Source organism: Rhodoligotrophos defluvii, from assembly GCF_005281615.1.
Classification (GTDB): domain Bacteria; phylum Pseudomonadota; class Alphaproteobacteria; order Rhizobiales; family Im1; genus Rhodoligotrophos; species Rhodoligotrophos defluvii.
Window position 1 is genome coordinate 38,518 of the sequence record NZ_SZZM01000007.1, and the last position, 23,856, is coordinate 62,373.

A 23,856-nucleotide genomic window follows, 5' to 3' on the forward strand; every position below is an offset into this window, starting at 1 on the left:
CCGGATCGGGCCGATGACCGCCGCGCCCCGGCAAAGCCTGATCGGTGTCTCGCTGCCTCGCGTGGAGGATGAGCGCTTCGTCACTGGCAGGGGGCTCTATGTCGCCGATCTGCGGATCGAGGGCGCGGTCCACGCGGCGTTCGTCCGCTCTCCCATAGCCCACGGCCATATCCGCGCGCTGAACCTTGAGGCGGCGCGAATGGCGCCAGGGGTGATTGCGGCCTTCTCCGGACGGGACCTCGTGGCGGGCGGCGTCCTGCCGCTCCCATGCGTGCGGGCGACGGACAGCGCCGACGGCACGCCGTTCTGGGCGCCAGTCCGCCATGCGATCGCGGTCGACGCCGTTCGCCATGGGGGCGAGGCGGTTGCGCTCATCATCGCCGAGAGCGAGCTGGCCGCGATCGAAGCCGTCGATCTCGTGGAGGCGGATTACGAAGAACTCCCCGCGACGATCGATGCTCGCCAGAGCGGCGAGCGTGCTTTCGACTGGGAGAAGGGCGACCGGGAGCGGACGGAAGCGGCGTTTCGCCAGGCCGCGCGGATCGTCGAGATCGAGGCGGTCAACAATCGGGTGCTGATCAGTCCACTGGAGCCGCGCGGGGCGGTGGCGGCCTATGACGCGGCAAGCGGGCAATACACGCTGTGGGCGCCGAGCCAGGGCGTCCACCTGATCCGGCGACTCGTCGCGCCGACGCTGGGGATCGAGCTGGAGCGGCTGCGCGTGGTGACCAACGACGTGGGCGGCAGCTTCGGGGCAAAGCTCGTGAGCATGCCGGAGCAGACGGCGCTGCTGTTCGCCGCGCGTGTGCTTGGCCGCCCGGTGCGCTGGATCGCTTCCCGCTCGGAAAACCAGCTCACCGACATTGCCGGGCGCGATCACGTGATGAAAGCACAGCTGGCGCTGGATGGGGATGCTCGCATTCTCGGCCTCAAGGTCGAAACCTTTGCCAACCTCGGCGCCTATGCCTCGGCCATCGGTCCATCGTCGCCGACGGTCGGGTTCGCCGCCACCATGTGCGGGCCCTATGACTTCCAGGCCGTCCACCTGACCGTGCGCGCCCGCTATACGAACACCGCACCGACCGATGCCTATCGCGGGTCGGGCAAGCCCGAATCCATCTACCTGCTGGAGCGTCTGGTCGAGCGCGCGGCCCGTGAAACCGGCCTTGATCCCATTGAATTCCGCCGCCGCAATCTCATCCCGGCAGCAAAGATGCCCTACCGCGCCGCCAATGGCTATGTCTATGACAGCGCGGATTTCTCGGCCGTCATGGACAAGGCCCTTGAGCTTGCCGGCTGGGAGGACTTCCCGGCGCGCCGATCGGTGAGCGAGAGCCGGGGGAGACGCCGGGGCAGGGGGCTCGGGCTCTATCTGCATACCACCGGCGTTACGTCGCAGGAAGTATCCCGCGTGCGTCTCGACTCGGCAGGGCTTGTGGTCGTGGAGACAGGCCTCCAGTCATCGGGCCAAGGCCACGAGACGAGCCTGGCACAGCTTACGGCCGAGCGGCTCGGCATCGCACTCAACGAAGTCCGTATCGAGCAGGGCGACAGCACCCGCGCCGAGACGGGCGGCCCCACCGCCGGATCATCTTCGTTGCAGGTCGGCGGCATCACCATTCTGCGCGCCACGGAAGCGATGCTGGACAAGGCGCGGCACCGGGCGGCCGATCATCTGGAGGCCCTGGTGGAGGATGTGGTCTATGAGGCCGGCCACTTCCGTATTGCGGGCACCGACCGCCGCATCCATCTCTTCACCCTGGCCAAGGAGCTTGCCACCCGTGGGGAGGACGGCTGCGCGGGCGAGGCGGCGCTGGAGGGCAATATCCTGACCATTCCGAACGGCGCCTATGTCTGCGAGGTGGAGGTGGATCCGGCGACGGGCGCCGTGGCGATCGATCGGTTCGTGGGTGTCGACGATGTGGGCCGCAGGCTTAACCCGCAGCTCGTCGAGGGGCAGGTGCATGGCGGGATGGCCCAGGGCATCGGCCAGGCGCTGCACGAATATGTCCGATACGATCCGCAGACGGGCCAGATGCTCTCGGGCACGCTGATGGATTATTGTCTGCCCCGCGCCGACGACCTGCCGATGTTCACGCTCGACGCCGCCGATCTGCCGACCGGCAACAACATGCTGGGCATGAAGGGCGCGGGCGAGATCGGGTGCATCGGCGCCCCCGCGGCGGTGATCAATGCCCTCGCCGATGCGATCGGCCATGATCGGATCGACATGCCCGCCACGCCGGAACGGGTCTGGCGCGCCCTGAACAACCTGCCGGAGTTTCAGCCATGATCCCCGAACGGGCCGATGTCGTCATCATTGGTGGCGGCATCATCGGATGTTCCATCGCCTATCACCTGGCCAAGATCGGCATTTCCGACACGCTGCTGCTGGAGCGGCGGCAGCTGTGCTGCGGCACCACCTGGCACTCCGTCGGCTCGGTGGCGGAACTGCGCGGCAATCGCCGCATGACCGAGCTCGCCCGCTACACGGCCGAGCTCTATCGCAGCCTCGAAGCCGAGACGGGGCAGGCGACCGGCTATAAGAAAACCGGCTCGATCATGCTCGCGCTCAACAAGGAGCGGCTGAGCGAGATGGAACGCGCGGCGGTTCTGGCGCGCGCCTTCGGCCAGGAGGCCGAGATGATCTCGGTTTCGGAGATCACGAAGCGCTGCCCCCAGGTGCGCACCGACGACGCTTTGGCCGGCCTCTATCTCCCAACGGATGGCCGCACCAACCCGATCGACACAACCCAGGCGCTGGCCAAGGGCGCCCGCATGGGCGGCGCGAAGATCGTGGAAAATGTGGAGGTTACCGGGCTTGCGGTCGCCGACGGCAAGGTGCGCGGCGTGGAGACCACACAAGGGCCGGTCCGCGCCGAGGTGGTGGTGCTGGCGGCGGGCATGTGGAGCCGCGCCTTTGCCGCGCGCTATGGCGTCAGCCTGCCCCTGCAGGCGGCCGAGCACTTCTATGCGGTGACGGAGACGATCGAAGGCCTGCAGCCCTCCATGCCCTTCATCCGCGTACCCGATGAGAGCACGTATTACAAGGAGGATGCGGGCAAGCTCTTGTTCGGATGCCTGGAAAAGCGCGCGAAGCCTTGGGCGCTCGATGGCATCCCCAAAGAATTCTGCTTCGATTCCTTACCTCCGGATCTCGAGCATTTCGAACCCATACTGACGGCGGCGATCGCCCGGTTTCCCCTGCTGGAAAAAGCCGGCATCCAGCTGTTCTTCAACGGCCCGGAGAGCTTCACGCCGGACGGGAACGCCCTGGTGGGCGAAACGCCGGAACTCGGCAACCTGTTCGTGGCCTGCGGCATGAACACCGTCGGCGTGATGTCGGGTGGGGCGGTGGGCCGCATGCTGGCCGAGTGGATATCGGAACGGCGCCGGCCCGAGGGCTTTGCCGAGTTCGACGTCGCCAGGATGTCGCCGTTCCAGTCCAGTCGCAATTTCCTGCGCCACCGCACGGTGGAAGCGCTCGGCGTGCTCTACGATGTCGGCTTTCCCAACCGCGAATATACTTCCGGGCGTGGGGCGCGGCGCATGCCCCTCCACGACCGGCATGTCGCTGCCGGGGCCATCATGGGCAGTCGCGCGGGATGGGAAGTGCCCCTGGTCTATGCACCGGCCGGAGCGCCGCGCGAGATGAACTACAGCTTCGGCCGGCAGAGCTGGGTGTCCTGGGCGGCGGAAGAGGGCAGGGCGGCGCAAGAGAGCCTCGCGCTGTTCGACCTTTCCGCCGCGGCCAAGATCGAGGTGAGCGGCGCCGGCGCTTTCACCCTGATGGACCGGCTGTCCGCCTCTCCGCGAGGGCGGGGGCTGTGGCAGGCGCTCTGGCTCAATGAACGCGGCCGCATCCATGCCTCCGTCGCGGTCCTGCCGCTGGAGGGGACGCGCTCTCTCGTGATCTCGGCGCCCGGATCCGAGCGGCTGCATGGCGCCTGGATGAAGCGCTATCTGCGCTCGGGAGAAGAGGTGATCCTCCGCGACGCCAGCTCCGCGCACGCAATCTTCCTCCTGTCCGGTCCGAGGGCCTCGTCCGTTCTGGCAGAGGCCGGCGCCCGCAATCTCGACCACCCGGTGGCGCGGATCGAGATTGGCTATGCTCCGGCCATCGCGGCTCGGGTCGAGGGATACCTGCCGGGCGCGTGGCTTCTGGTGCTGCCGGCGGAATTCGCCGCCCATGCGTTCGAGGCCTTGCAGGCGGCGGCTGGCGGTTCCGTTCGCCTTGCCGGGGCCAACGCGCTGGAGGCGCTGCGCATCCGCGCGGCGTCCCCGGCATGGCCGTCCGAACTATCCGACACCGTCACGCCCCGAGAGGCGGGCGTGGAACATCTGATCGACTGGAACGAGGCAGACTTCATCGGACGAGAACAGGCGCTGCGCGACCAGGACACCACTTTGCGCAGCCGGCTGGTCCGCGTAGCCATGCTGGAGGATCATTCCGCGCTCTACGGCCAGGAAGGCATCCTGCGCAACGGCCAGCCGGTGGGCCTCACCACGTCAGGCGCCTGGTCGGCAACCGACGGCGTGCCCGTGGCGCTCGGCTATGTATCGGACCTCGATGGGATCGATGACGGCTGGTTCGCGGGGAGCTCCTTCGAGCTCGACATCCCCGGCGGGCCGGTGCCGGCCCGCTGCACGCCCGTGCGGAGCTGACCACCCGCTCTTAACCCTTCTCCTCGCCAGACTGCAGGCCGGCACCCTTGGTCAGCCAGGCGCCGATCGCCACCGCGATGATGCTGAAGGCGATCAGCAGCGTGGCAATCGCCGTGATCGTCGGATTGATCTGCAGCACCAGCTGGTTGAACATCCGCTTTGGCACCGTGAAATGGGTGCCGGCGACGAACAGCGTGACCACCACCTCGTCGAAACTGATGACAAAGGCGAACAGCCAGGCGGCGGTCGCATTGGGCAGGATGTTGGGCAGAAGCACCCGCGTCAGCATCTGCATATGACTGGCGCCAAGCGTCAGCGCGACCTGCTCAACCCTAATGTCGAAGGCGCGGATGGCGAGCGACATGAGCAGGACCACGTAAGGGGTCGCCACCACGATATGAGCGACGATCAACGCCCAATACGCACCGAGTATGCTCAGCTTCGCAAAGAAGATATACAGTGCCACCGCGATGATCACCGGCGGGATCACCATCGGCATAATGAAATTAGCCTCGAGCGCGCTGCGCCCCAGAAACGTGCCGCGGACCAGACCGTAGGCGGCAAGGGTGCCTAGGATCAGCGCCAGGCTGCTCGACGTGACGCCGATCACCAGCGAGTTGACGGCCGCCTCCAGCCATTGCGGATCGCCGAAAAACGCCTCGTACCATCGCAGAGAAAAGCCGGGTGGGGGAAAGCGCAGGGATTCCGCGCTGGAGAAGGACATCGGCACCACGATGATGATCGGCAATGCGAGAAAGGCCAAGACCGCGCTGCCGGTCACCGCGAGGGCGGAGGACGCGACCCTCGATCCGCCTTGTATGGGGAGACGTTCGCTGCTCATGTTCAGCCCTGCCCGCTGGCGGCGCCGCGGCGGCTCCGCAGCCGTTGATAGACCCCGTAAAGCACCAGCGTCAGCACCAACAGAACGACCGACATGGCGGAGGCCAGGTTCCAGCGAGGGAACCGGTTGATGAGGATATCGAGCATGTTGGCGATGAGGGGCACCCGTCCTCCGCCGAGGATCGCCGGGGTGATGTAGAAGCCGAGGCTCAAGATGAAGACCAGCACGAAGGAAGCGCTCAGTGCCGGCAGTGACAGGGGGAAAAACACCCGGCGGAAGAATTCGCCCTGGCTCGCGCCCAGCGTATAGGCGACTGCGCGCAGCCGCGGATCAACCTGGCGCATGGCTGCATAGAGCGGCAGCAGCATGAAAGGCAGCAGCACATTGACCATGCCGATGATCACGCCGAGCTCGCCATAGAGGAACTCGATCGGCCGGTCGATCACTCCGAGATATTGCAATGCGCGGTTGACCAGGCCCGCGTTGCCGAGCACCACGATCCACGCATAGGTCCTGACGAGAATGCTGACCCAGAACGAGGTGACGATGATGGCGAGCGCGATGACCTGCCCGCGCCGCGACAGGAGCGTCATCCAATAGGCGAGCGGATAGCCGATGACTGCGCAGAGAACCGAGACGATGAAGGCGACCCGGGCGGTGCGGGCGATCACCGTCCAATAGATGGAGGAGGTCGCGAACTCGACATAATGGGCAATGGTGAGGCTGCCGCTGACCGGGTCCACCAAGCTCCACGCCGCGGTGAGCAGAAGCGGCAGGTTGAACGCCAGGGTGATGAAGGCGAGCAGCGGCACGACGAAACCAAAGCCGAACACCTTATCCCGCCTGCGCGGCCGCTGGGCCGGCCGGTCCCGCTCAATTCCGACGGTGCCCGCCTCCGCGGCCGTTTGCAGGTCGGTCATCAATCGTCCATTGGCTGCGTTCGTGGGCTGGCGCCCGCCCGGCTCGAGCCGAGCAGGCGGCTCGGTCTTTATCACTGCGACAGTTTGAATTCCTGCCAGCGCTTCTCCACGGTCGCGGCGTTATCGTACCACCACTTGCCGTCGGTCACGAACTGCACGTCGCGGTTAGCCTTGTAGTTCGGGAACTGGGACAGCTTGTCCTTCGGCAGCAGCGGGTCGAGCTCAGGGCTCGGTCCGGTATAGCTAATATGCTGCGCCACGCAGGCCTGTTTCTGCGGATCGGAATATTCGTGGAGATAGAGCCAAGCAGCCTCCTGCATGGCCGGGTCCGCGCCCTTCGGCGCCCCCCACCAGGAGGTGTCGAGCATGCCCTGGTTGAAGGAATGCTTGATCTCCGGCTTCGAAACGAGGCGGCCGGACCAGCCGATGGCATATTGCGCCTCGTTGTCCTGCAGAAGCTGAGGGGCCTGCCCGCCCGCCGTCCACCAGATCACGTCCTTCTTCACCCGGTTGAGTGTCTTGAAGGCGCGGTCGAGATCGAGCGGGAACAGCTTGGCCGGCTCCACGCCATCGGCCAGGGCGGCGAAGGCAAGCACGTATCCGGGATAGTCGGGCAGCGCACGTTTTCCCGGGAAGTTGACCGTGTCGAAGAATTCCTGCCAGTTCTTCGGTGCCTTCGCGTCGGGCCGCCACGCCATGATGGTCGAGAAGTAAGTGCTGGCGAAGCCGTAGGGCTTCTTGGCATCCGGGAACATCTCGAAGGGTTTCACCTTCTCCCAGTCGATCGGGTCGAGCAGCCCCGTGGCATGTGCGCGCTCCAGCTCCGTGGTCTCAAGGTCCACAAGAGCCACGTTCACATTGCCGGACTGGGCAAGACCGGCGAGCTTGGCGTAGCCGGCCGGTGTGTCGACTTCGACCTTGATGCCGTATTTCTCCTCGAATGGCTTATCGACGCATTTCTGCACGGCATCCGTCCATTCGCCGCCGGCGGTCAGGATGCGCAGGGTCTTGGCAGGTTCCGCCGATGCCGTCCCGACGAGAGATAATGCTGTGGACGACGCGAGCGCGATGGCGAGTGCGATTCTAGGCATGTGAACTCCTTCCCATATGTTCCCCACCGGGTTGATGTCCCGGTTCCCGTTGTCAGCGGCTCAATGCCGCGAAGATCTGGACGGGAGGATCCAGACGTCCTCCGGAGTCCACGAGAGGCCGACGCGTTCTCCCGGACGATGGATGCGGCGGGCGTTGCTGGCCTGTATGGTGATGGTGGTGCCACGCTCCGTGGTCGCGAGATAGCGGATGGACTCGCCGAGGAAGATCTGCTCCTCGATGCGCGCGGGGGTAGCGCCGGCAGCGTCGGGGCTACCGAGCGTGATCTGCTCGGGCCGCAGCATGCCGATGGCGACGCCGTCGGGCCTGGCCGACCCGGCACGCGCGTCGATGGCAATCGTGTCGCCGCAGGCCAGGCGGATATAGCGGGCTTCCCCGATCTGCGTGACCGGCCCTTCGAACAGATTGGCGGTGCCGAGGAAGTTGGCGACGAATTCGTTCGCCGGCTGGCGATAGGCTGTCTGCGGCTCATCGATCTGCTGAATGCGACCATCGGCCAGGATGACCACCTCGTCGGCCATGGACATGGCCTCCTCCTGATCGTGGGTCACCAGGATGGCGGTTATGCCGAGATCGCGCTGCATCTGCCGTAGCTCGAGCCGGACCTGCTCCCTGAGCTTGCGGTCGAGGGCGGCGAGCGGCTCGTCGAGCAGGAGCACGCTCGGCTCGAAAACGATGGCGCGCGCGATGGCCACGCGCTGCTGCTGCCCGCCGGACAATTCGTCAGGACGCCGATCTTTCAGCTCCTGCAGGCGGACCCGCTCGAGGGCGGCCCCGACCTGGGCGGCAATCTCCCCCTGCGGGCGGCGCCTGATCCTGAGCGGGAACGCGACGTTTTCATAAACCGACAGATGCGGGAAAAGGGCATAGCTCTGGAACACCAGCCCGATGTTCCTGTGGGCGGCAGGCATTTCCGTAACATCGCGGCCGCCGATGGCGATGGTGCCGCGCGACGGGCTGGCAATGCCTGCGATCAGCGACAGTGTCGTCGACTTGCCCGAGCCGCTCGGACCCAGAATTGCCGTGAGCGCGCCAGGATTGATGGAGAAGGAAACAGAATCCAGTGCACAATGCACTCCATAGTACTTCGATATATTATGAAGTTCCACGGAGGACATTGTCGAATTCTGCCAGCTCCCTGCGCATTCTGCGTACAACACGCATGATGCAGCACCCATTCCATTTCAATTTCATAGGTGGGCAAGTTGCAATTTATTATTGTTTATACGGCGCATCAGAGGGGGTTATGGCATTTCGCGCGCCTTCTCGGCCAAACATGGCCGCGAAGCTTGCACTCGTTTGTTTGTTTAATTATATAGACAAAATGAGCGAATACCTGCAGCCCATCACGGTCGTCTCCACCATCGATCCCACCTGGCGCGACTATAACGGTCACGTCAACTACGCCGCTTATGCCATGGCGGCCGATCCCGCCATCGACGCGGTCTACGCGGCCGTCGGCATGGACCTCGACTACCGGCGAACGAACGGCCGATCGGACTATGTGGTGGAAAGCCGGTTCTTCTATCTCCGGGAGATCCGGCGCGGAACCGGCATCGAGGTCAGGGCGCGCCTTGCCGATTTCGACCGCATACGAACGCATATCTTCTGCGAGATCGTCGAACACGATAGCGGTGTGCTCGCGGCCACGGCGCATATCATTTCCATTCATGTGAATTCGGCGAAGGCCAGGAGTGCAGAGTTTCCCGCCTTCGCCCTCGCGGGTTTCGAACGGTTGAAAGCGGAACACGACCGCCTGCCATTGTCCGATTATTTCGACGGCAGCGTGGTCCTGCGGCGGCGGCTCGGGCCGGCCGGACGCCGATAGCGCCCCTGCCTTCAGCCCGTCAGGTCGACCGACCGCGTCGCCTTCAGCACCTCGACCAGCGCCTGATCGCGCCGCGCGACCACTTCGGCGACCGCCCGGCTGCGGAAGAAGCCTTCCGCTTGCGCGATGACCGTATCGCGCAGCTCGTCTGTGAGGGTTGGCGCGCCGAGCTCGTCCCAACTCGTCTCGATCTCTTCCTTGAAAATCTCGAAATAGCGCCGCATCCCGCCCATGCCACCGCCAAGCGCATAGGTGAGGAACGGCCCCATGAACGCCCAGCGCAGCCCCGGGCCGTAGCGCACCGCATCGTCGATATCCTGAATGGTGGCGGCGCCCACCTGGACCAGATGCATCGCCTCCCTGAAGACGGCGTTCTGCAGCCGGTTGGCGATATAGCCGGTGATTTCCTTGGCGAGGACGAGCGGCTGCTTTCCCGCCGCGTGATAGAATTGCTCCGCCGTCTCGACTGCCCAGGGTGCGGTGCGCGGGCCGGCCACGATCTCGACCAGCGGCACGAGATAGGGCGGGTTGAAGGGATGGCCGACCAGGCAGCGCTCGGGATGGGCGCAGGCCGATTGGAGCCGCGAGACGAGCAGGCTCGACGAGCTGGAGGCGATGACAACCGAAGGGGGTGCGGCGGCATCTATCTCGGAGAACAGCTCTATCTTGAGCGCCTCGCTCTCCGGCCCTGATTCCTGAACGAAATCCGCACCCTCAATCGCGTCGGCAAGGCACCTGGCCATGATGAAGTCCGGGACCGCCTCGGGGACTGTCGCATCGAGCGCGCGAAGGATCGGCCAGGCTGCGGCCACCACCTGCGGCAGCCGCTCCAGGCTTGCCGGAAACGGATCGAATGCCCGCACCGCAAGGCCGCGCGACAAGAAGCAGGCTACCCAGCCGGCTCCGATCGTGCCCGTGCCGATGACGGCGACTGTCTTGATCTCTTTCATGGCGCCCCTGTCGAGTGAATTAGACTTCTCAAGCCAAAATCCGGCTGCGCACCTCTCCTCAATAATGACTATTGTTTAAAAAATCAAACTGTCTTATGGTCCGGGGAATTGATCAGACAGGTGCGTTTCATGCCCATAGATCCCTCTTTCCGACAACAGATCCTCGCCAGCGTCGAGCGTTTCGTCGCCGACCGAGTTGCCCCACGTGCGGCCGAAATCGACGCCAGCGACACGTTTCCCGCCGACCTCTACCGCGAGGCGGCGGCGCTCGGCGTCTTCGGCCTATGGATCCCGGAGGCCTATAGTGGAATCGGACCGGACCTGGTGACGCCGCTGCTGATCTCCGATGTTATTGCGCGCGTCAGCCCGTCCTTTGCGCTCATCTTCTCCAACTGCGGAGACGCGGTCACGCCTATCGTCAATTTCGGCACGGACGCGCAGAAGAGCTGGCTGCTGCCGAAGATCGCCTCGGGAGACTTGATCCCCTGCTTTGCGCTGACCGAACCTGGAGCGGGTTCGGATGCGGCCTCCATAACCACCCAAGCAAGGGCGGTTGACGGTGGCTATGTCTTGAGCGGCCGCAAGATGTGGATCACCAATGGCGGCGTCGGCGACATCTTCACCGTCTTTGCCAAGACCGATCCGGAGGCGGGCAACAAAGGCATATCCGCGTTTCTTGTCGAGCGGGGCGCGCGCGGCTTCACCATCGGGCGCAACGAGGACCTGATCGGCCTGCGCGGCTGCCCGACCACGGAGCTCATGTTCGAGGACGTATTCGTGCCGGCTGACCGCATATTGGGCGAGAAGAATCGCGGTTTCAAGATCGCCATGTCGACCCTCGACGAGGCCCGGCTCAACTGCTCGGCCATGGCGCTTGGCGCGGCCACCGGCGCGCTCCAATGCGCCATCGATTACGCCAAGGAGCGCGTGCAGTTCGGCAAGCCGATCATCGAACATCAGGGACTGGCCTTTCTGTTGGCCGACTGTGCCGCTCGGCTGACCGGCGCGCGGGCCATCTGGCAGCGCGCGATGGCGGCGCTCGAAGCCGACCGCAGCCGCGAGGCGAGCACACTTGCCGCCATGGCCAAGCTGCTCTGCACGGAAACGGCCATGCGCGTGACCACCGAATGCGTGCAGGCCATGGGCGCCAACGGCCTGTCCAAAGCCTATCCCGTCGAGCGCTTCATGCGGGACTGCAAGCCCTTCGAGGTGTTCGACGGCACCAGCCAGATCCAGAAGCTGCTCATCGGCCGCTACCTGGAGAAATACGGCCTGCCGGACATCGCCGAGGCGGAGATCGCGGCGCGCGGCATGGCCACAGGATAAAGTCCAGAACTTCGGGAGACGGTAATGACCATGGGAACTGTGTTTGCCACCGGCGCGGCCGGCGGCATCGGGGAAGCGACTGTCGCGCGCCTGCTTGACGACGGCTACACCGTCGTTGCGGCGGATATCAGCCGCGAAGGCCTCGATGCCCTCGCAAGACAGCATGAGGGCCAGCCGCTGCATACAATCGCGGCCGATCTCACCGACGAGCAGGCCGCGCGCGAGGCCGTGAGGACGGCGCGCAGAGAGGTGGGCCAGATCGACCGCCTGGTGAACCTGATCGGCTGGTTTGGCACCCAGCCCTTCGTCCAGGAGGACTCCGCCTACTGGCGCAAGACGATCGCCATCAATTTCGAAGCATTGCTCTACGTGACGCACGAGATCCTGCCGGAGATGATCGAGCGGAAGCGGGGCAAGATCGTCAATGTCACGTCAGACGCGGGCAAGGTCGGCCAGAGCGGCGAGGCCGTCTATTCCGGCACCAAGGGCGCGGTCATCGCCTGGTCGAAGAGCCTGGCGCGGGAGAACGCGCGCTACGGGCTCAATATCAACTGCACGGCACCGGGACCGACGGAAACCGCGCTCGAGCTGGCGCAAGACTCGGATGTGATCGGCCGTGTGATCAGGGTGATCCCGTTCCGCCGCTTCGCCAAGCCGGCGGAGCAGGCGGCGATGATCTCGTTCCTCTGCGGACCGGATTCGGACTTCATCACCGGCCAGGTGTTCAGCGTGAGCGGCGGGCTGACCATGATCTGAGCCGCGGGCCTCACGCCGCGCCATGACGAGGGATGACACGATGACCCCAGCTATCGATTTCCTGTGCAATCACTTCACCGCCGACAGCATCGCCAAGAACTACCTTCACAATGAGGAGGAGGCCGCCCGCTTTGCGCAGATCGGCCTCACCGGCAACCTGGTCGGCAACGACCCGGAGGTGTTCCTGGCCGAAATGGCGAAAATCGGGGTGGAGAAGCTGCTGGTGCCGTCGATCGTCACCTGGTCTTACTGGCGCAGCGAGCCGGTGGAGCATTCGACGCCCGAGGAGGTGATCGCGCTCTGCAAGGCTGCACCCGATCGGATCTTCGGCCTCTATGGGGTGGATGTGCGCAAGCGCATGGACGGTGTGCGTGAATTGGAGCGGCTGGTTCGCGAGCACGATTTCCGGGGCATCCACATCCATCCGCACGGCTTCGGCTTCACGCCCGATCACGCCTACTACTTCCCCTTCTACGCCAAATGCGAGGAGCTCGGCGTGCCCGTCGTCATCTCCATGGGGCATACGGTCGACCTGATGCCGATCGAGAACGGCAAGCCCATCCATCTCGACAAAATCGCGCTCTACTTTCCGAACCTGAAGATCGTCTGCGCCCATACGGGCTGGCCCTGGGTGGAGGAGGCGATCGCCCTGGCCTGGAAACACCCCAATGTCTTCATCGGTACCTCCGCCTACAAGCCGAAGAACTGGTCGCCGCAGCTGGTGAAGTTCATCGATAGCTGGGGCCGCGGCAAGGTGATGTGGGGCACTGACTTCCCGCTGATCATGCACAAGGACTCGATCGCTCAGGTGAAGGCGCTGGGCCTGAAGCCCCAATCCGAAGCGGCGCTGCTCCACGGCACGGCGCAGCGCGTCTTCGGCCTTTGACGATCACAGCAACAGGAAGGCTCAACGTCATGACCACCGAACCCGGCCTGGACGTCACCGTCGCAAAGGGCGTCGCCAAGCTGATGATCCGGCGCGAGCGCAGGCGCAATGCGCTCGATGATGCGACCATGGAAGCCCTCCGGGAAGCGCTGGCGAGAACCAAGCGTGAAGGTGTGGGCGCCATTGTCCTGTGCGGCGAGGGCACCAAGGCCTTCTGCGCCGGTTCCGACCTCAAGGAAATGGCCAGCCAGACCTATGAGGAGCGCCTGCTGCATACGGAACTCGGCCAGGAGCTCGGCGACCTCATCGAGGCGCATCCGGCCCCGGTGATCGCCGCGATCGAGGGCTATTGCCTTGGCGGCGGCCTGGAGCTTGCCGCCGCTTGCGACTATCGCATCGCCGGCCGCAACGCCGTGCTCGGCCTGCCAGAGGTGGCCATCAACGCGCTGCCGTCCTGGGGCGGTACCGTCCGCCTGCCGCGCATTATCGGCGTCGGTCGCACCCGCGAGCTCGTGCTGTTCGGCCGCACGGTGAAAGGCGAGGAGGCCGAGCAGTGGGGCCTTGTGGCCCGTGCCGTGGAGGACGGAACGGCGGTTGCCGAAGCGATGCGCATGGCGGAAGAGATCGCAGCGGGGCATGATCGCCGGACGGTGGCGATCGCCAAGCATCTGCTGAGCTTCGGTTATGGCATTCCGGCCCGCAGCGGCCGCCATCTGGAATATCTCGCCGACATGAACCAGCTCGGCAGCGAGGCGGTGGAGCGGGGCGTCGCCAAATACAAGAGCTGAGCGGGGCAGGGAGGGTGCAGATGAGGTCGCAGGTCGCCAACGGGCCGGAGATCGGCACAGGTCACAAGCTCGATGCGCTGCTCGCGCCCCGGTCGATCGCCGTCATCGGCGCATCGCCGCGGGCGGACACGCCCGGCTTCGACACGCTCATGCAGCTTCGCCGCATCGGCTACACGGGGAAGGTCGTCCCCGTGAACCCCAAATATGACGAGATCGCCGGGCTCCGCTGCGTGCCTGAGCTTGCGGCGCTCGACGACGCCCCCGATCACGCGATCATCGCCGTCAATAACGACATCGTCGAGCAGGCGGTGAACGAGGCGGTGGCCCGCGGGGTGCGCGCGGTGACGATCTTTGCCAGTTGCTATTTGGAGAACGACCGCGAACCCAAGCTGGTCGAGCGCTTGGCGGCCACAGCCCAGAGCAGCGGGCTCGTGATCTGCGGCGCCAACGGCATGGGCTTCTACAACATGTCCGCCCGCGTGGCGGCAAGCTGGTTTCCGATCACCGAGCTGCCGTCCGGCGGCATCGCCTTCGTCAGCCATTCCGGCGCGGTCTTCGCGGCCTTGCTGGGCCTCGACCCTCGCCTCGGCTACAGCCTCGCCGTCTCGGCCGGACAGGAGCTGACCACCACCGTTGCGGACTATCTCGACTATGCGCTCGATCTCGCCGAAACGCGGGTGGCGGCGCTGTTCCTGGAGACCGTGCGCGACCCGGCGGGCTTCGCCGCCGCCCTGGAGAAGGCGCGCGACCGGGAGGTTGCGGTGGTCGCGATCAAGGTCGGCCGCACCAGCCAGAGCGCCAAGCTGGCGGAAAGCCACTCGGGCGCCATTGCCGGCAATGACGCCGCCTACCAGGCGCTGTTCGATAAATACGGCGTCATTCGCGTCCGCGATGTGGACGAGCTCGCGGCGACCGCGACCCTGCTCGCCAGCCCCAAGACCTATGTGGCGGGCGGCCTTGCGGCCATCACCGATTCCGGCGGTGCGCGTGGCCTGCTCATCGATCTCGCCGATGAGGAGGGCGTGGCCTTTGCAGAGATCGGCCGGGATACGCGCGAGGTGCTGAAAGCCCGCCTGGATTACGGCCTGGAGCCGGTCAACCCGCTGGATGCGTGGGGGTCCGGCCGCGACTATGTCGGCGTCTATCGCGACTGCCTCACCGCGCTGATGCGCGATCCCGATACCGGCATCGGCATGTTCCTCTTCGATATCGCCCTGGAGGATCATCTCTCGCGCGGGTTTGTCGATGCGTGCATCGACGTGGCTGGTGCAACGGACAAGCCGCTCTTCGTCGCCAGCAATTTCGGCAAGCTGCCACGCACCGCGTTGGCTGACAGGCTACGGACGGCAGGGATTCCGCTGGTCGACGGGGTGGGCGTTGCTCTCAGGGCGGTGCGCAATGTCATTGCCTTTCGCAATGGGCGCGAGGCCGGCCAAGGCCAATGGCAGGGCGCCGAGGTGCCCCATTCGGTGGTGACAGGCTGGAAGGCCAGACTCGCCGCCGAGCGTGGCAGCGCGTTGGATGAGGCAACCGGCTATCGCCTGCTGGCCGACTGGAAGCTGACGACACTGCGTCACGCAATGGTGGACAGCCCCGAGGGTCTCAGCGAAGCCCTGGACCGGCTCTCGTTCCCGGTGGTGCTTAAGACCGCCGCTCCGGGCATTCTGCACAAATCGGACGTTGGCGGCGTGTTGATCGGGCTGAAGGATCGGTCGGCCGTGTTGACGGCCTATGCCGAGCTCGCCTCACGTCTCGGGCCACAGGCGCTTCTGGTCGAGATGGCGCCCAAAGGCTTGGAACTTGTCATCGGCGGGCTCGTCGATCCGCAGTTCGGGCCCATCGTGATGGTTGGCGCGGGCGGCATTCTCGTTGAACTCGTGCGGGACGTGACCTTCATCATGGCGCCGGCCATGCCCGCCGAGGTCGAACGCGCGCTGCGCCGGCTGAAGGTCGCACCGGTCTTGAGCGGATTCCGGGGAACGGCGCCAGTCGACAGGCGGGCGCTAGCGGAGACCGTGGCGAAATTCTCCCAGCTGCTGGCCGATCTGGCCGGCGAGGTCTCGGGCATCGAGATCAATCCGCTGCTCGCGACAGCACAGGGATGCGTGCCGCTCGACGTGCTGGTCACCCTGAAGCGGCCGATCGCTGTTTGAAATCAACATTCATTCCGAGGGGCACATGATCGATCTCACCGGCAAGACCGTTCTGGTAACCGGCGCCTCCCGCGGCATCGGGCGCGCCATTCTGGAGACCTGCCATGCGGCAGGCGCCCATGTCGTGCTGCATTACGGCCGCAGCGCCGAGGCGGCCATGGCTATCGCGTCGCGGCTAGGCGAAGCGCGATGCCTTGCGGTTCAGGCTGAACTCGGCGAGCTTGCGCAGCTTCAAAGCCTCTGGGCGGCTGCTGTCAGGTGGCGGGGCAGGATCGATGCCCTGGTCAACAACGCGTCGATCCGCATCGACGTCGACCTCGACGAGAGCGACGAGCGTTGGGACGAAGCCTGGCGCCGCGTGCTCGATGTAAACCTCATGGCGCCCGCTCATCTCTGCCGCATGGCTGTCAAGCATTTCAAGCAGTCGGGCGGCGGCTCGATCGTGAATATCGCGAGCCGGCCGGCCTTCAGGGGCGACACTGCAACCTGTCCGGAGGACGGCGCGGCCAAGGGAGGGTTGGTGTCGCTGACCCGGCAGATCGCCCGCCACCACGGCGCCGATAATGTGAAAGCCTTCGTGGTGGCGCCGGGCATCATCGAGACCGACCAGGCATCGGAATTCTTCGCGGTGAGCGGCCGCACGCAATGGCTGGGGGAAATCCCGGCCGGCCGGTTCGGCACGCCCGCCGATATCGCGAATGTCGTCGCCTTCCTCCTGTCCGGCCTGGCGGATTACGCGACGGGAGCCACCATCGACGTGAACGGCGCGTCCTACGTGCACTAGTTGCCGCACGGCGCCAAGTCGGGCATCCAGGCCACACGTCGCGAATGTCCGCTTGCAGCCCCTGGATTGCCGCGTCAAGCGCGGCAATGACGGAAGGGGCTAGGGTTTCCTCCCCGTCTCGTCATGCCGGCCGCGCCTAGGCGCTGAGCCTGCATCCAGCGCCGCACGGCATAGGCTTTCCCTGGCGCCCTGGATTGCCGCGTCGGTGATGACGGAAGTGGCTGAGGTCCGGAGATTTAGAACGAGGGCGGCGTCGCGGCGCTCACCACTTCGCACACCTCGTCCCCCACGTTTCGGAAGCGGTGGGGGATCGAACTGTTGAAATAATACGCCTCCCCGGCTTTGAGCACCCTGCGCTCCACGCCGACCGTCACTTCGAGGGCGCCTTTGAGGATGATGCCGCACTCCTCACCTGAGTGTTGGAGCATTTCAACGCCCGTGTCCGCGCCAGGCTGGTACCGCTCCATCACCATCTGCAGCTTGCGATTGCGATCATGCCCATTGACGAGCAGAAACGAAATGTCGTCGCCTCCGATCTCGACCAGGTCTTCTTTTTGAAAGAAGACATTGTTCATATGCTCGGTGTCGAGAAGAAAGAAATCCGCGATGCTGATCGAGAAGACCGAGAGAATCTTCTTCAGCGATGCAACTTGTGGACTGGTGGTGCCCTGTTCAATCAGCGAAATTGTGCCGTTCGTGAGACCTGCCCGCCGCGCCAGCTCGCGCTGTGAAAGGCCGTAAGCCGTGCGTAGCGCGGCGAGCCTTGCGCCAACACCATCCGGATCATTCTTCTGTTTCTGATCGTTCATGCTCACTGTCTATCTACCACCATCTGAATCTGCCGCCGCAGAGGAATGTTCCTCAGCCGCCAATACTGCCTCACGTCATCGCCCAGGAGAATCCACTTTTCCGCTCTAGACACGGCTCCCTTGTTATGTAATGTTTGAAAAATCAAACACACTAAATGACGGGGAGGGTTGGAGTGGATTTCCAGCTTACCGATCAGCAGGCCCTTATTGTCGAAACGGCGCGCCGGTTCGTGACGACGCACCTCATGCCTCATGAAGAGAATATCGAACAGTCCGGGGAAGTTCCAGATGAACTTCGGCACGAGCTGGGCAGGCTGGCGCGCGAAGCCGGCCTCTATGCCGCGAACATGCCGGAGTCGGTGGGCGGCGCCGGCCTCGACAATGTGGAGTTCGCGCTCCTGGAACGGGAGCTCGGCCGGGTCAGTCTCGCCCTCTCGGCCTGTGTGCTGCGGCCGGCGCCGATCCTCAAGGCGTGCCGCGGGGAGCAGATCGAGCGCTATTTGAAGCCGACGGTAGCGGGAGAACGGATCGACTGCTTCGCCCTGACCGAGCCGGGCGCGGGGTCGGATGCCTCCAATATCGCCACCACGGCAAAGGCTGACGGCGATGACTTCATCCTCAATGGCACCAAGCACTTCATCAGCCATGCGGATGTCGCCGATTTCGCCATCGTGTTCGCGGTTACCGGGGTGAGTGACGGCCCGAGACCACGAAAGAAGATCACCGCATTTCTCGTCGACAAGGGCACACCGGGCTTCGAGGTACGGCGCATGCGGCGGGCGGTCGGCAACCGCGGCTATCACCAGTGCGAGTTGTTCTTCACCGATTGCCGGTTGCCGCGCACCCAAGTGCTCGGCGAGGTGGACCGTGGCTTTGATGTCGCCAAGGAGTGGCTGTTCGCCAGCCGCCTTGCGATCGCGGCCAACTGTGTGGGGCGGGCGGAGCGCATCCTGGACATGGCGCTCGAATGGGCATCCTCGCGCAAGACCTTCGGCCGGCCCATCGCCGAACATCAGGGCATCGGCTTCAAGCTGGCCGATATGGCCACCGAGCTCGAAGCGGCGCGGCTTCTGACCCTGCAGCTTGCCTGGAAGATGGACCGGGGCGAGGCCACCGAGGCCCTGGTCGCCATGGCGAAGATGTATTCGAGCGAGATGCTCGGGCGCGTTGCCGACGATGCGGTGCAGATCTTCGGTGGGATGGGCGTCATGCAGGAAATGCCCATCGAGCGCTTCTGGCGCGATGCCAGGGTCGAGCGGATCTGGGACGGCACATCCGAGATCCAGCGCCACATGATCGCGCGCGAACTGACGCGCCCATACAAGCAATGAGGGGAGAGATGACGACCCAATCATCGGTCAGGATCACGCGGCGCGGCAAGATCAGCATCGTCACGCTGGACCGGCCGAAGGCGAATGCCATCAACATCGCGACGAGCGAAGCCCTGGCGGCAGCGTTCAGGGAGTTCCGGGAGGACCCCGAGCTTTCCGTGGCGATCGTGACCGGCGCCGGCGAGAAGTTCTTCTGCGGCGGATGGGATATGAACGAGGCTGCCAGCGGGATTAAGGACAGCGAGGAACATGGGGCAGGCGGCTTCGCCGGGCTCCACGAACTGCTCGACTGCAACAAGCCGGTGATCGCCGCCTTGAACGGGCTGACGGTCGGCGGCGGCTGGGAGATCGCCCTGGCCTGCGACCTCGTGCTGGCAACGCCCAATACGCGCTTCTGGTTTCCGGAGGTTCAGCGCGGATTCATCGCGGATGCGGGCGGCGTGCAGCGCTTGCCGCGCATGCTGCCGAAGCGCATCGCCATGGAGGTGCTGCTCACCGGCCGCTGGTTCGAGCTCGCCGAGGCGGAACACTGGGGCATGATCAACGCGGTCGTCCCCGCGAACGAGCTGCTGCCGCGGGCGATCGCGCTGGCCGAGACGATCTGCGAAGGGGCGCCTTTGTCCGTTCAGGCGACCAAGGAGGTGGTGCGGGCCACCGAAATGCTGAGCGACCGCGAGGCGCTCACGGGCCTCGCCAAGCTCAACCTGCCCATTCACCGCCGCATGATGGCGTCGTCCGACTTCATCGAGGGCCCGACCGCCTTCACCGAGGGTCGTGCGCCAGTGTGGACCGGGCGGTAGGGACATCCCATGGCCGATCCGAAGAAGACCATCATCACCTGTGCGGTGACGGGCTCGATCCATACCCCCAGCATGTCGCCTTACCTGCCAGTGACGCCGAAGGAAATCGCCGAGCAGGCGATCGAGGCGGCGCAGGCGGGCGCGGCGATCGTGCACATTCACGCGCGCGATCCTCAAACCGGCGAGCCCGCATCGTCGCCCGCGCTTTACCGCGAGATCGTCACGCGCATTTCGGACGGTTGCGACGCGGTCATCAACATCACCACGGGCGGCGGCAACAATATGAGCGTGGAGCAGCGCCTGGCGGCGGCCGTCGAGCTGAGGCCGGAAATCTGCTCGCTGAACATGGGCTCGATGAATTTTCCCATGCACACGCTGCTCAGGAAATACCGCGCGTTCCGGTACGAATGGGAGCGCAGTTACATCGAGGAAAGCCGCGACTTCGTCTTCAAGAGCACCTTCAAGGATATCGAGGAGACGATCGCCTTGCTTTCGCCACTGGGCACGCGCTTCGAGTTCGAATGCTATGACGTGGGCCATCTCTACACCCTGGCTTTTTTCGAGCGCGAGGGCTCGCTGAACGCGCCCTATGCGGTCCAGTTCGTGATGGGGATTCTTGGCGGCATCGGCGCCTCCATCGAAGAGCTGGTCCACATGAAATCGGCCGCGGACCGGTTGTTCGCGGACAGGTACCGCTTTTCGGTCCTGGCGGGCGGCAAGGCGCAGATGCAGATCGCGGCCGCGGGGGCCGCAATGGGCGGGAATATCCGGGTCGGGCTCGAGGACAGTCTCTACATAGCGGCGGGCGAGCTCGCCAAGAGCAACGCCGAGCAGGTGCGCAAGGCGGTACGGATCCTCACCGAGCTGTCCTGCCCCATCGCCACGCCCGAAGAGGCGCGGCGCATATTGCACCTGAAGGGCAGGGGAGGTTAGGTGCCGTGGCTGCGGCGCAGATCTGCTGCCTTGTCGCCAGTCCCCGGCGCGATGGCAATTCTCACCTTCTGGCGCAGGCCCTGGCCGAGGGCGCGCGCGAGGCGGGGCATTCGGCTTCCACGTTGTTCGTGGACGATTTCGTCGCCGGCTTCCTGCGGGATTGCCGTTCCTGCCGCAGCGCGGATGGCACATGCAGCATCAACGATCGCTATGACGAACTCCTGTTGGAGCACCTCTTGCCGGCAGGCGCCGTTGCCATGGCAGCGCCGATCTACTGGTACGGCCTTCCCGCCCAGCTCAAATGTATCATCGATCGCCTCGTCTGCTACACGAGCCGCGCCCATCCCCGGTCCGAGGACGTGATGCGGGGCCTGGCCGGCAAGCGCTATGCGCTTCTGCTGTCCTCAGAGGAAAGCAGCTATGGGATGTCGGTCGGCATCGTGCAGCAGATCTCGGATTTCAGCCGCTATACCCACGGCTCGCTGGTGGCCCTGCTGAACGCGGTGGGCAACCGCCGGGGCGAAATCAAGCATGACCCCGCAGAACCGCTGACTGCCGCGCGGCGGATCGGCCGCGACCTGTTTCGGCTGCGCGCCACGGACTACAGGATTGACACACAAAGGCCGGGCGCAGTGTGGGGCGCGGGAGGAGATCATCCATGACTTGCGCAAGTCCGGTCAGTTTGCCGGTAATGGACAGGGTTGAGCGCCCGCAGGCGGTGCTCTCCACCTTCGAGAGCGTGAGCAAGACCTATGACGGCAAGATACGGGTCGTTGCGGATCTCGATCTCGAGATCATGGAGGGCGAGTTCCTGACGCTGTTGGGGCCGTCCGGCTCGGGCAAGACCACCACCTTGATGATGCTGGCGGGCTTCGAGCATCCGAGTGCCGGGGATATCCGGTTCCAGGGCGCTTCACTGCTCGATGTGCCGGCCTATCGGCGCAATATCGGGATGGTCTTCCAGAATTACGCGCTCTTCCCGCACATGACCGTGGCACAGAATCTCGCCTTTCCGCTGCTCATGCGCGGGGTCGGCAAGGCGGAACGGGAAAAGCGCGTGAAAGCGATGCTCGACATGGTCCGGCTGCCGGAGGCGTTGGACCGCCGGCCGGGCCAACTTTCCGGCGGCCAGCAGCAACGCATCGCGCTCGCCCGCGCCCTGATCTTCGAACCGCAGCTGGTGCTCATGGATGAACCGCTCGGCGCGCTCGACCGGCAGCTGCGCGAGCACATGCAGCTGGAAATACGTCATCTGCACGAACGCCTCGGCATCACGGTCGTCTATGTGACGCACGATCAGGCGGAAGCGCTGACCATGTCCGACCGGGTCGCGGTCTTTGCGCGCGGACGCATCCAGCAGGTGGCCAAGCCGGTGGACATCTACGAACGGCCGGCCAATGCCTTCGTGGCCGATTTCATCGGCGACAACAACCGGATGCAGGGTGTCGTGCGGGCGCGCAACGGCCATCGCTACGAGGTCGATTGCGGCGGCCTCACGCTGCTCACCATATCGGAGGCGGCCCATGCCATCGGCGATGACGTGGTCGTGGTGTTCCGCCCGGAAGATGCCGTGATCGGGCATCCGATTCCGCCGATGCCAAACCGCATGGACGTGGAGGTGGTCGAGAAGATCTATCTAGGCGACCATTTGCGGCTGCGCTGCCGGGCTGCGAACCGGGAATTGGTATCGGTTAAAATTTCAAACAAACGGGGCGGTGGAGATCTGGTGCCGGGACGGTGCGCTGTTCTTTACTGGCCTGCCGAACACTGCCGTTGCTTGCCCATCGTTGATGAAATACGCCCGGCCACAGCAATGTAGCAAGGGACTAGACGGGAGACTTGGTTGTGCGGTAAGTTTAAAATATTAAACATAAGGGGAGAACGACTATGCACAGAGCAATGGTTCGATCTGTCATCGGCGTGGCTTTCATGGCCGCCGGAGCATCAGCAAACGCGCGCGACCTGACGATCGTCGCCTGGGGCGGGGTAGGGCAGGAGGCCCAGCGGGCGGCATTCTTCGATCCCTATACCAAGGCCACCGGCAAGGTTGTTCTCGAGGACCAGACGCCGGTATTGGCCAAAATCCGTAGCATGGTTGAGTCCGGCAACGTGACGTGGGACCTCGTCGATCAGGAATCGGCCGAGGTAATGATCGGCTGCGAGGAGGGTCTCTTCGAGAAGATCGACTGGAGCCAGATCGACCGTTCGAAATATGCCGAGCACGTCCATAGCGACTGCGGCTATGGGATCTATACGGCCGGAAATGTGCTGGCCTATGACGGGAATCGCCTCAAGGACAATCCGCCGAAGAGCTGGGCGGACTTCTTCGATACAAAGAAATATCCGGGCAAGCGGGGCTTGTGGAACACGCCCAAGGGTGCGCTGGAAGTGGCGTTGATGGCGGATGGCGTGCCCCCGGCGGAAGTCTACAAGGTGCTGAGGACCCCGGAAGGTGTCGACCGCGCCTTCGCCAAGCTCGACACGATCAAGCCCGATATCCTGCTCTGGAGTTCCGGATCCGAGTTCTTGAGCCGGCTGGCGAGCGGCGAATACGTGATGACCTACGCCTGGAACGGGCGTATCCCGACCGCCAACAAGTCGGACAAGAAGAACCTCAAGATCGCTTGGGATGCGGGCTACACCTACGTGACCGACCAGCTGGCGATCGTCAAGGGAAGCCCCAACGCCGCCCAGGCGATGGACTATATCAAATTCATCCACCAGCATCCCGAGCTGCAGGCCGAATATGCCAAGCGAACATACTACAGTTCGACAAGCCTCGCCTCGCTCGACTACCTCTCGCCGGAGGTGAAGGAGCAGCTGCCGCTCATTCCCGAACGCCTCAAATACGGGGTGGCGGTCGATGACGAATTCTGGGTGGAGAACCTGGACAGCCTGACCGAACGCTTCAACGTCTGGGCCGCCCAGTAGGCCGATCTGACAGATCCTGTTAAGCGGCGACCACGGGTCGCCGCC

The 23,856-nt window shown here is 64.7% G+C and carries 21 protein-coding genes; 15 read left to right on the forward strand and 6 right to left on the reverse strand.

The features are described from left to right. The first annotated feature begins 13 nt into the window (after positions 1 to 13). Together E4P09_RS22800 and E4P09_RS22805 are read left to right on the forward strand one after the other, a co-directional pair. A complete protein-coding gene (locus tag E4P09_RS22800) occupies positions 14 to 2,293 on the forward strand; it encodes a xanthine dehydrogenase family protein molybdopterin-binding subunit (RefSeq protein WP_137391960.1) in 2,280 nt (759 codons plus the stop codon). Next, entirely contained in the window at positions 2,290 to 4,665 is a 2,376-nt protein-coding gene (locus tag E4P09_RS22805) for an FAD-dependent oxidoreductase (protein ID WP_137391961.1), read from the forward strand. Before E4P09_RS22800 ends, E4P09_RS22805 begins: the two co-directional genes overlap by 4 nt. 10 nt (positions 4,666 to 4,675) lie before the next feature. On the opposite strand, the gene E4P09_RS22810 is transcribed toward E4P09_RS22805, so the two are convergent. The 4 genes from E4P09_RS22810 to E4P09_RS22825 all read right to left on the reverse strand — a co-directional run bounded on the left by E4P09_RS22810 (position 4,676) and on the right by E4P09_RS22825 (position 8,612). Further along, positions 4,676 to 5,506, reverse strand: coding sequence for an ABC transporter permease (locus E4P09_RS22810; protein ID WP_137391962.1), 831 nt, complete (start codon positions 5,504 to 5,506; stop codon positions 4,676 to 4,678). Between the two features lie 2 nt (positions 5,507 to 5,508). Continuing rightward, positions 5,509 to 6,426: an ABC transporter permease gene (locus tag E4P09_RS22815; protein ID WP_137391963.1), complete on the reverse strand. Its 918-nt coding sequence runs from the start codon at positions 6,424 to 6,426 to the stop codon at positions 5,509 to 5,511. 71 nt (positions 6,427 to 6,497) lie between these two features. Next, entirely contained in the window at positions 6,498 to 7,517 is a 1,020-nt protein-coding gene (locus E4P09_RS22820; RefSeq protein WP_137391964.1) for an extracellular solute-binding protein, read from the reverse strand. Between the two features lie 60 nt (positions 7,518 to 7,577). Beyond that, positions 7,578 to 8,612 carry an ABC transporter ATP-binding protein gene (locus E4P09_RS22825; RefSeq protein ID WP_170984590.1) on the reverse strand — a complete coding sequence of 345 codons (1,035 nt, stop codon included), beginning with the start codon at positions 8,610 to 8,612 and terminating at the stop codon, positions 7,578 to 7,580. A 248-nt stretch (positions 8,613 to 8,860) separates the two neighbouring features. Here E4P09_RS22825 and E4P09_RS22830 point away from each other — a divergent pair, with 248 nt between their 5' ends. Continuing rightward, entirely contained in the window at positions 8,861 to 9,364 is a 504-nt protein-coding gene (locus tag E4P09_RS22830) for a thioesterase family protein (RefSeq protein WP_170984591.1), read from the forward strand. 11 nt (positions 9,365 to 9,375) lie between these two features. Here E4P09_RS22830 and E4P09_RS22835 read toward each other — a convergent pair whose 3' ends face one another. Then, the gene (locus E4P09_RS22835; RefSeq protein ID WP_137391967.1) at positions 9,376 to 10,314 is read right to left on the reverse strand and encodes a 3-hydroxyacyl-CoA dehydrogenase NAD-binding domain-containing protein; all 939 of its coding nucleotides are present in this window, start codon (positions 10,312 to 10,314) and stop codon (positions 9,376 to 9,378) included. A 129-nt stretch (positions 10,315 to 10,443) separates the two neighbouring features. Here E4P09_RS22835 and E4P09_RS22840 point away from each other — a divergent pair, with 129 nt between their 5' ends. From E4P09_RS22840 to E4P09_RS22865, 6 genes are read left to right on the forward strand one after another with little or no spacing between them, the layout of a single operon-like run. Then, complete coding sequence (locus E4P09_RS22840; RefSeq protein WP_137391968.1) at positions 10,444 to 11,640, forward strand: acyl-CoA dehydrogenase family protein; 1,197 nt, start codon at positions 10,444 to 10,446, stop codon at positions 11,638 to 11,640. Between the two features lie 24 nt (positions 11,641 to 11,664). Further along, a complete protein-coding gene (locus E4P09_RS22845; RefSeq protein ID WP_137391969.1) occupies positions 11,665 to 12,396 on the forward strand; it encodes an SDR family NAD(P)-dependent oxidoreductase in 732 nt (243 codons plus the stop codon). A 40-nt stretch (positions 12,397 to 12,436) separates the two neighbouring features. Beyond that, positions 12,437 to 13,282, forward strand: a complete 846-nt coding sequence (locus E4P09_RS22850) for an amidohydrolase family protein (protein ID WP_170984592.1) — start codon at positions 12,437 to 12,439, stop codon at positions 13,280 to 13,282. Positions 13,283 to 13,311: 29 nt separating this feature from the next. Beyond that, on the forward strand, positions 13,312 to 14,070 hold the full coding sequence (locus E4P09_RS22855) for an enoyl-CoA hydratase/isomerase family protein (protein ID WP_137391971.1): 759 nt from the start codon (positions 13,312 to 13,314) through the stop codon (positions 14,068 to 14,070). 20 nt (positions 14,071 to 14,090) lie between these two features. Next, positions 14,091 to 16,223, forward strand: coding sequence for an acetate--CoA ligase family protein (locus E4P09_RS22860; protein ID WP_137391972.1), 2,133 nt, complete (start codon positions 14,091 to 14,093; stop codon positions 16,221 to 16,223). Positions 16,224 to 16,248: 25 nt separating this feature from the next. After that, positions 16,249 to 17,007 carry an SDR family NAD(P)-dependent oxidoreductase gene (locus tag E4P09_RS22865; protein ID WP_137391973.1) on the forward strand — a complete coding sequence of 253 codons (759 nt, stop codon included), beginning with the start codon at positions 16,249 to 16,251 and terminating at the stop codon, positions 17,005 to 17,007. Positions 17,008 to 17,243: 236 nt separating this feature from the next. Here the strand turns inward: E4P09_RS22865 and E4P09_RS22870 are convergent, their stop codons facing one another. Beyond that, a complete protein-coding gene (locus E4P09_RS22870) occupies positions 17,244 to 17,816 on the reverse strand; it encodes a cupin domain-containing protein (protein WP_137391974.1) in 573 nt (190 codons plus the stop codon). Positions 17,817 to 17,989: 173 nt separating this feature from the next. On the opposite strand from E4P09_RS22870, the gene E4P09_RS22875 reads away from it, so the two are divergent. From E4P09_RS22875 to E4P09_RS22900, 6 genes are all read left to right on the forward strand, one after another. Continuing rightward, a complete protein-coding gene (locus E4P09_RS22875; RefSeq protein ID WP_137391975.1) occupies positions 17,990 to 19,147 on the forward strand; it encodes an acyl-CoA dehydrogenase family protein in 1,158 nt (385 codons plus the stop codon). Positions 19,148 to 19,155: 8 nt separating this feature from the next. After that, positions 19,156 to 19,947, forward strand: a complete 792-nt coding sequence (locus E4P09_RS22880) for an enoyl-CoA hydratase-related protein (protein WP_137391976.1) — start codon at positions 19,156 to 19,158, stop codon at positions 19,945 to 19,947. Positions 19,948 to 19,956: 9 nt separating this feature from the next. Beyond that, a complete protein-coding gene (kce, locus tag E4P09_RS22885; protein ID WP_137391977.1) occupies positions 19,957 to 20,880 on the forward strand; it encodes a 3,5-dioxohexanoate:acetyl-CoA acetone transferase in 924 nt (307 codons plus the stop codon). Positions 20,881 to 20,885: 5 nt separating this feature from the next. Then, a complete protein-coding gene (locus tag E4P09_RS22890; protein WP_137391978.1) occupies positions 20,886 to 21,542 on the forward strand; it encodes a flavodoxin family protein in 657 nt (218 codons plus the stop codon). Further along, the gene (locus E4P09_RS22895) at positions 21,539 to 22,699 is read left to right on the forward strand and encodes an ABC transporter ATP-binding protein (protein WP_338049020.1); all 1,161 of its coding nucleotides are present in this window, start codon (positions 21,539 to 21,541) and stop codon (positions 22,697 to 22,699) included. Before E4P09_RS22890 ends, E4P09_RS22895 begins: the two co-directional genes overlap by 4 nt. A 68-nt stretch (positions 22,700 to 22,767) precedes the next feature. After that, positions 22,768 to 23,811, forward strand: a complete 1,044-nt coding sequence (locus tag E4P09_RS22900; RefSeq protein WP_137391979.1) for an ABC transporter substrate-binding protein — start codon at positions 22,768 to 22,770, stop codon at positions 23,809 to 23,811. Positions 23,812 to 23,856 lie beyond the last annotated feature (45 nt).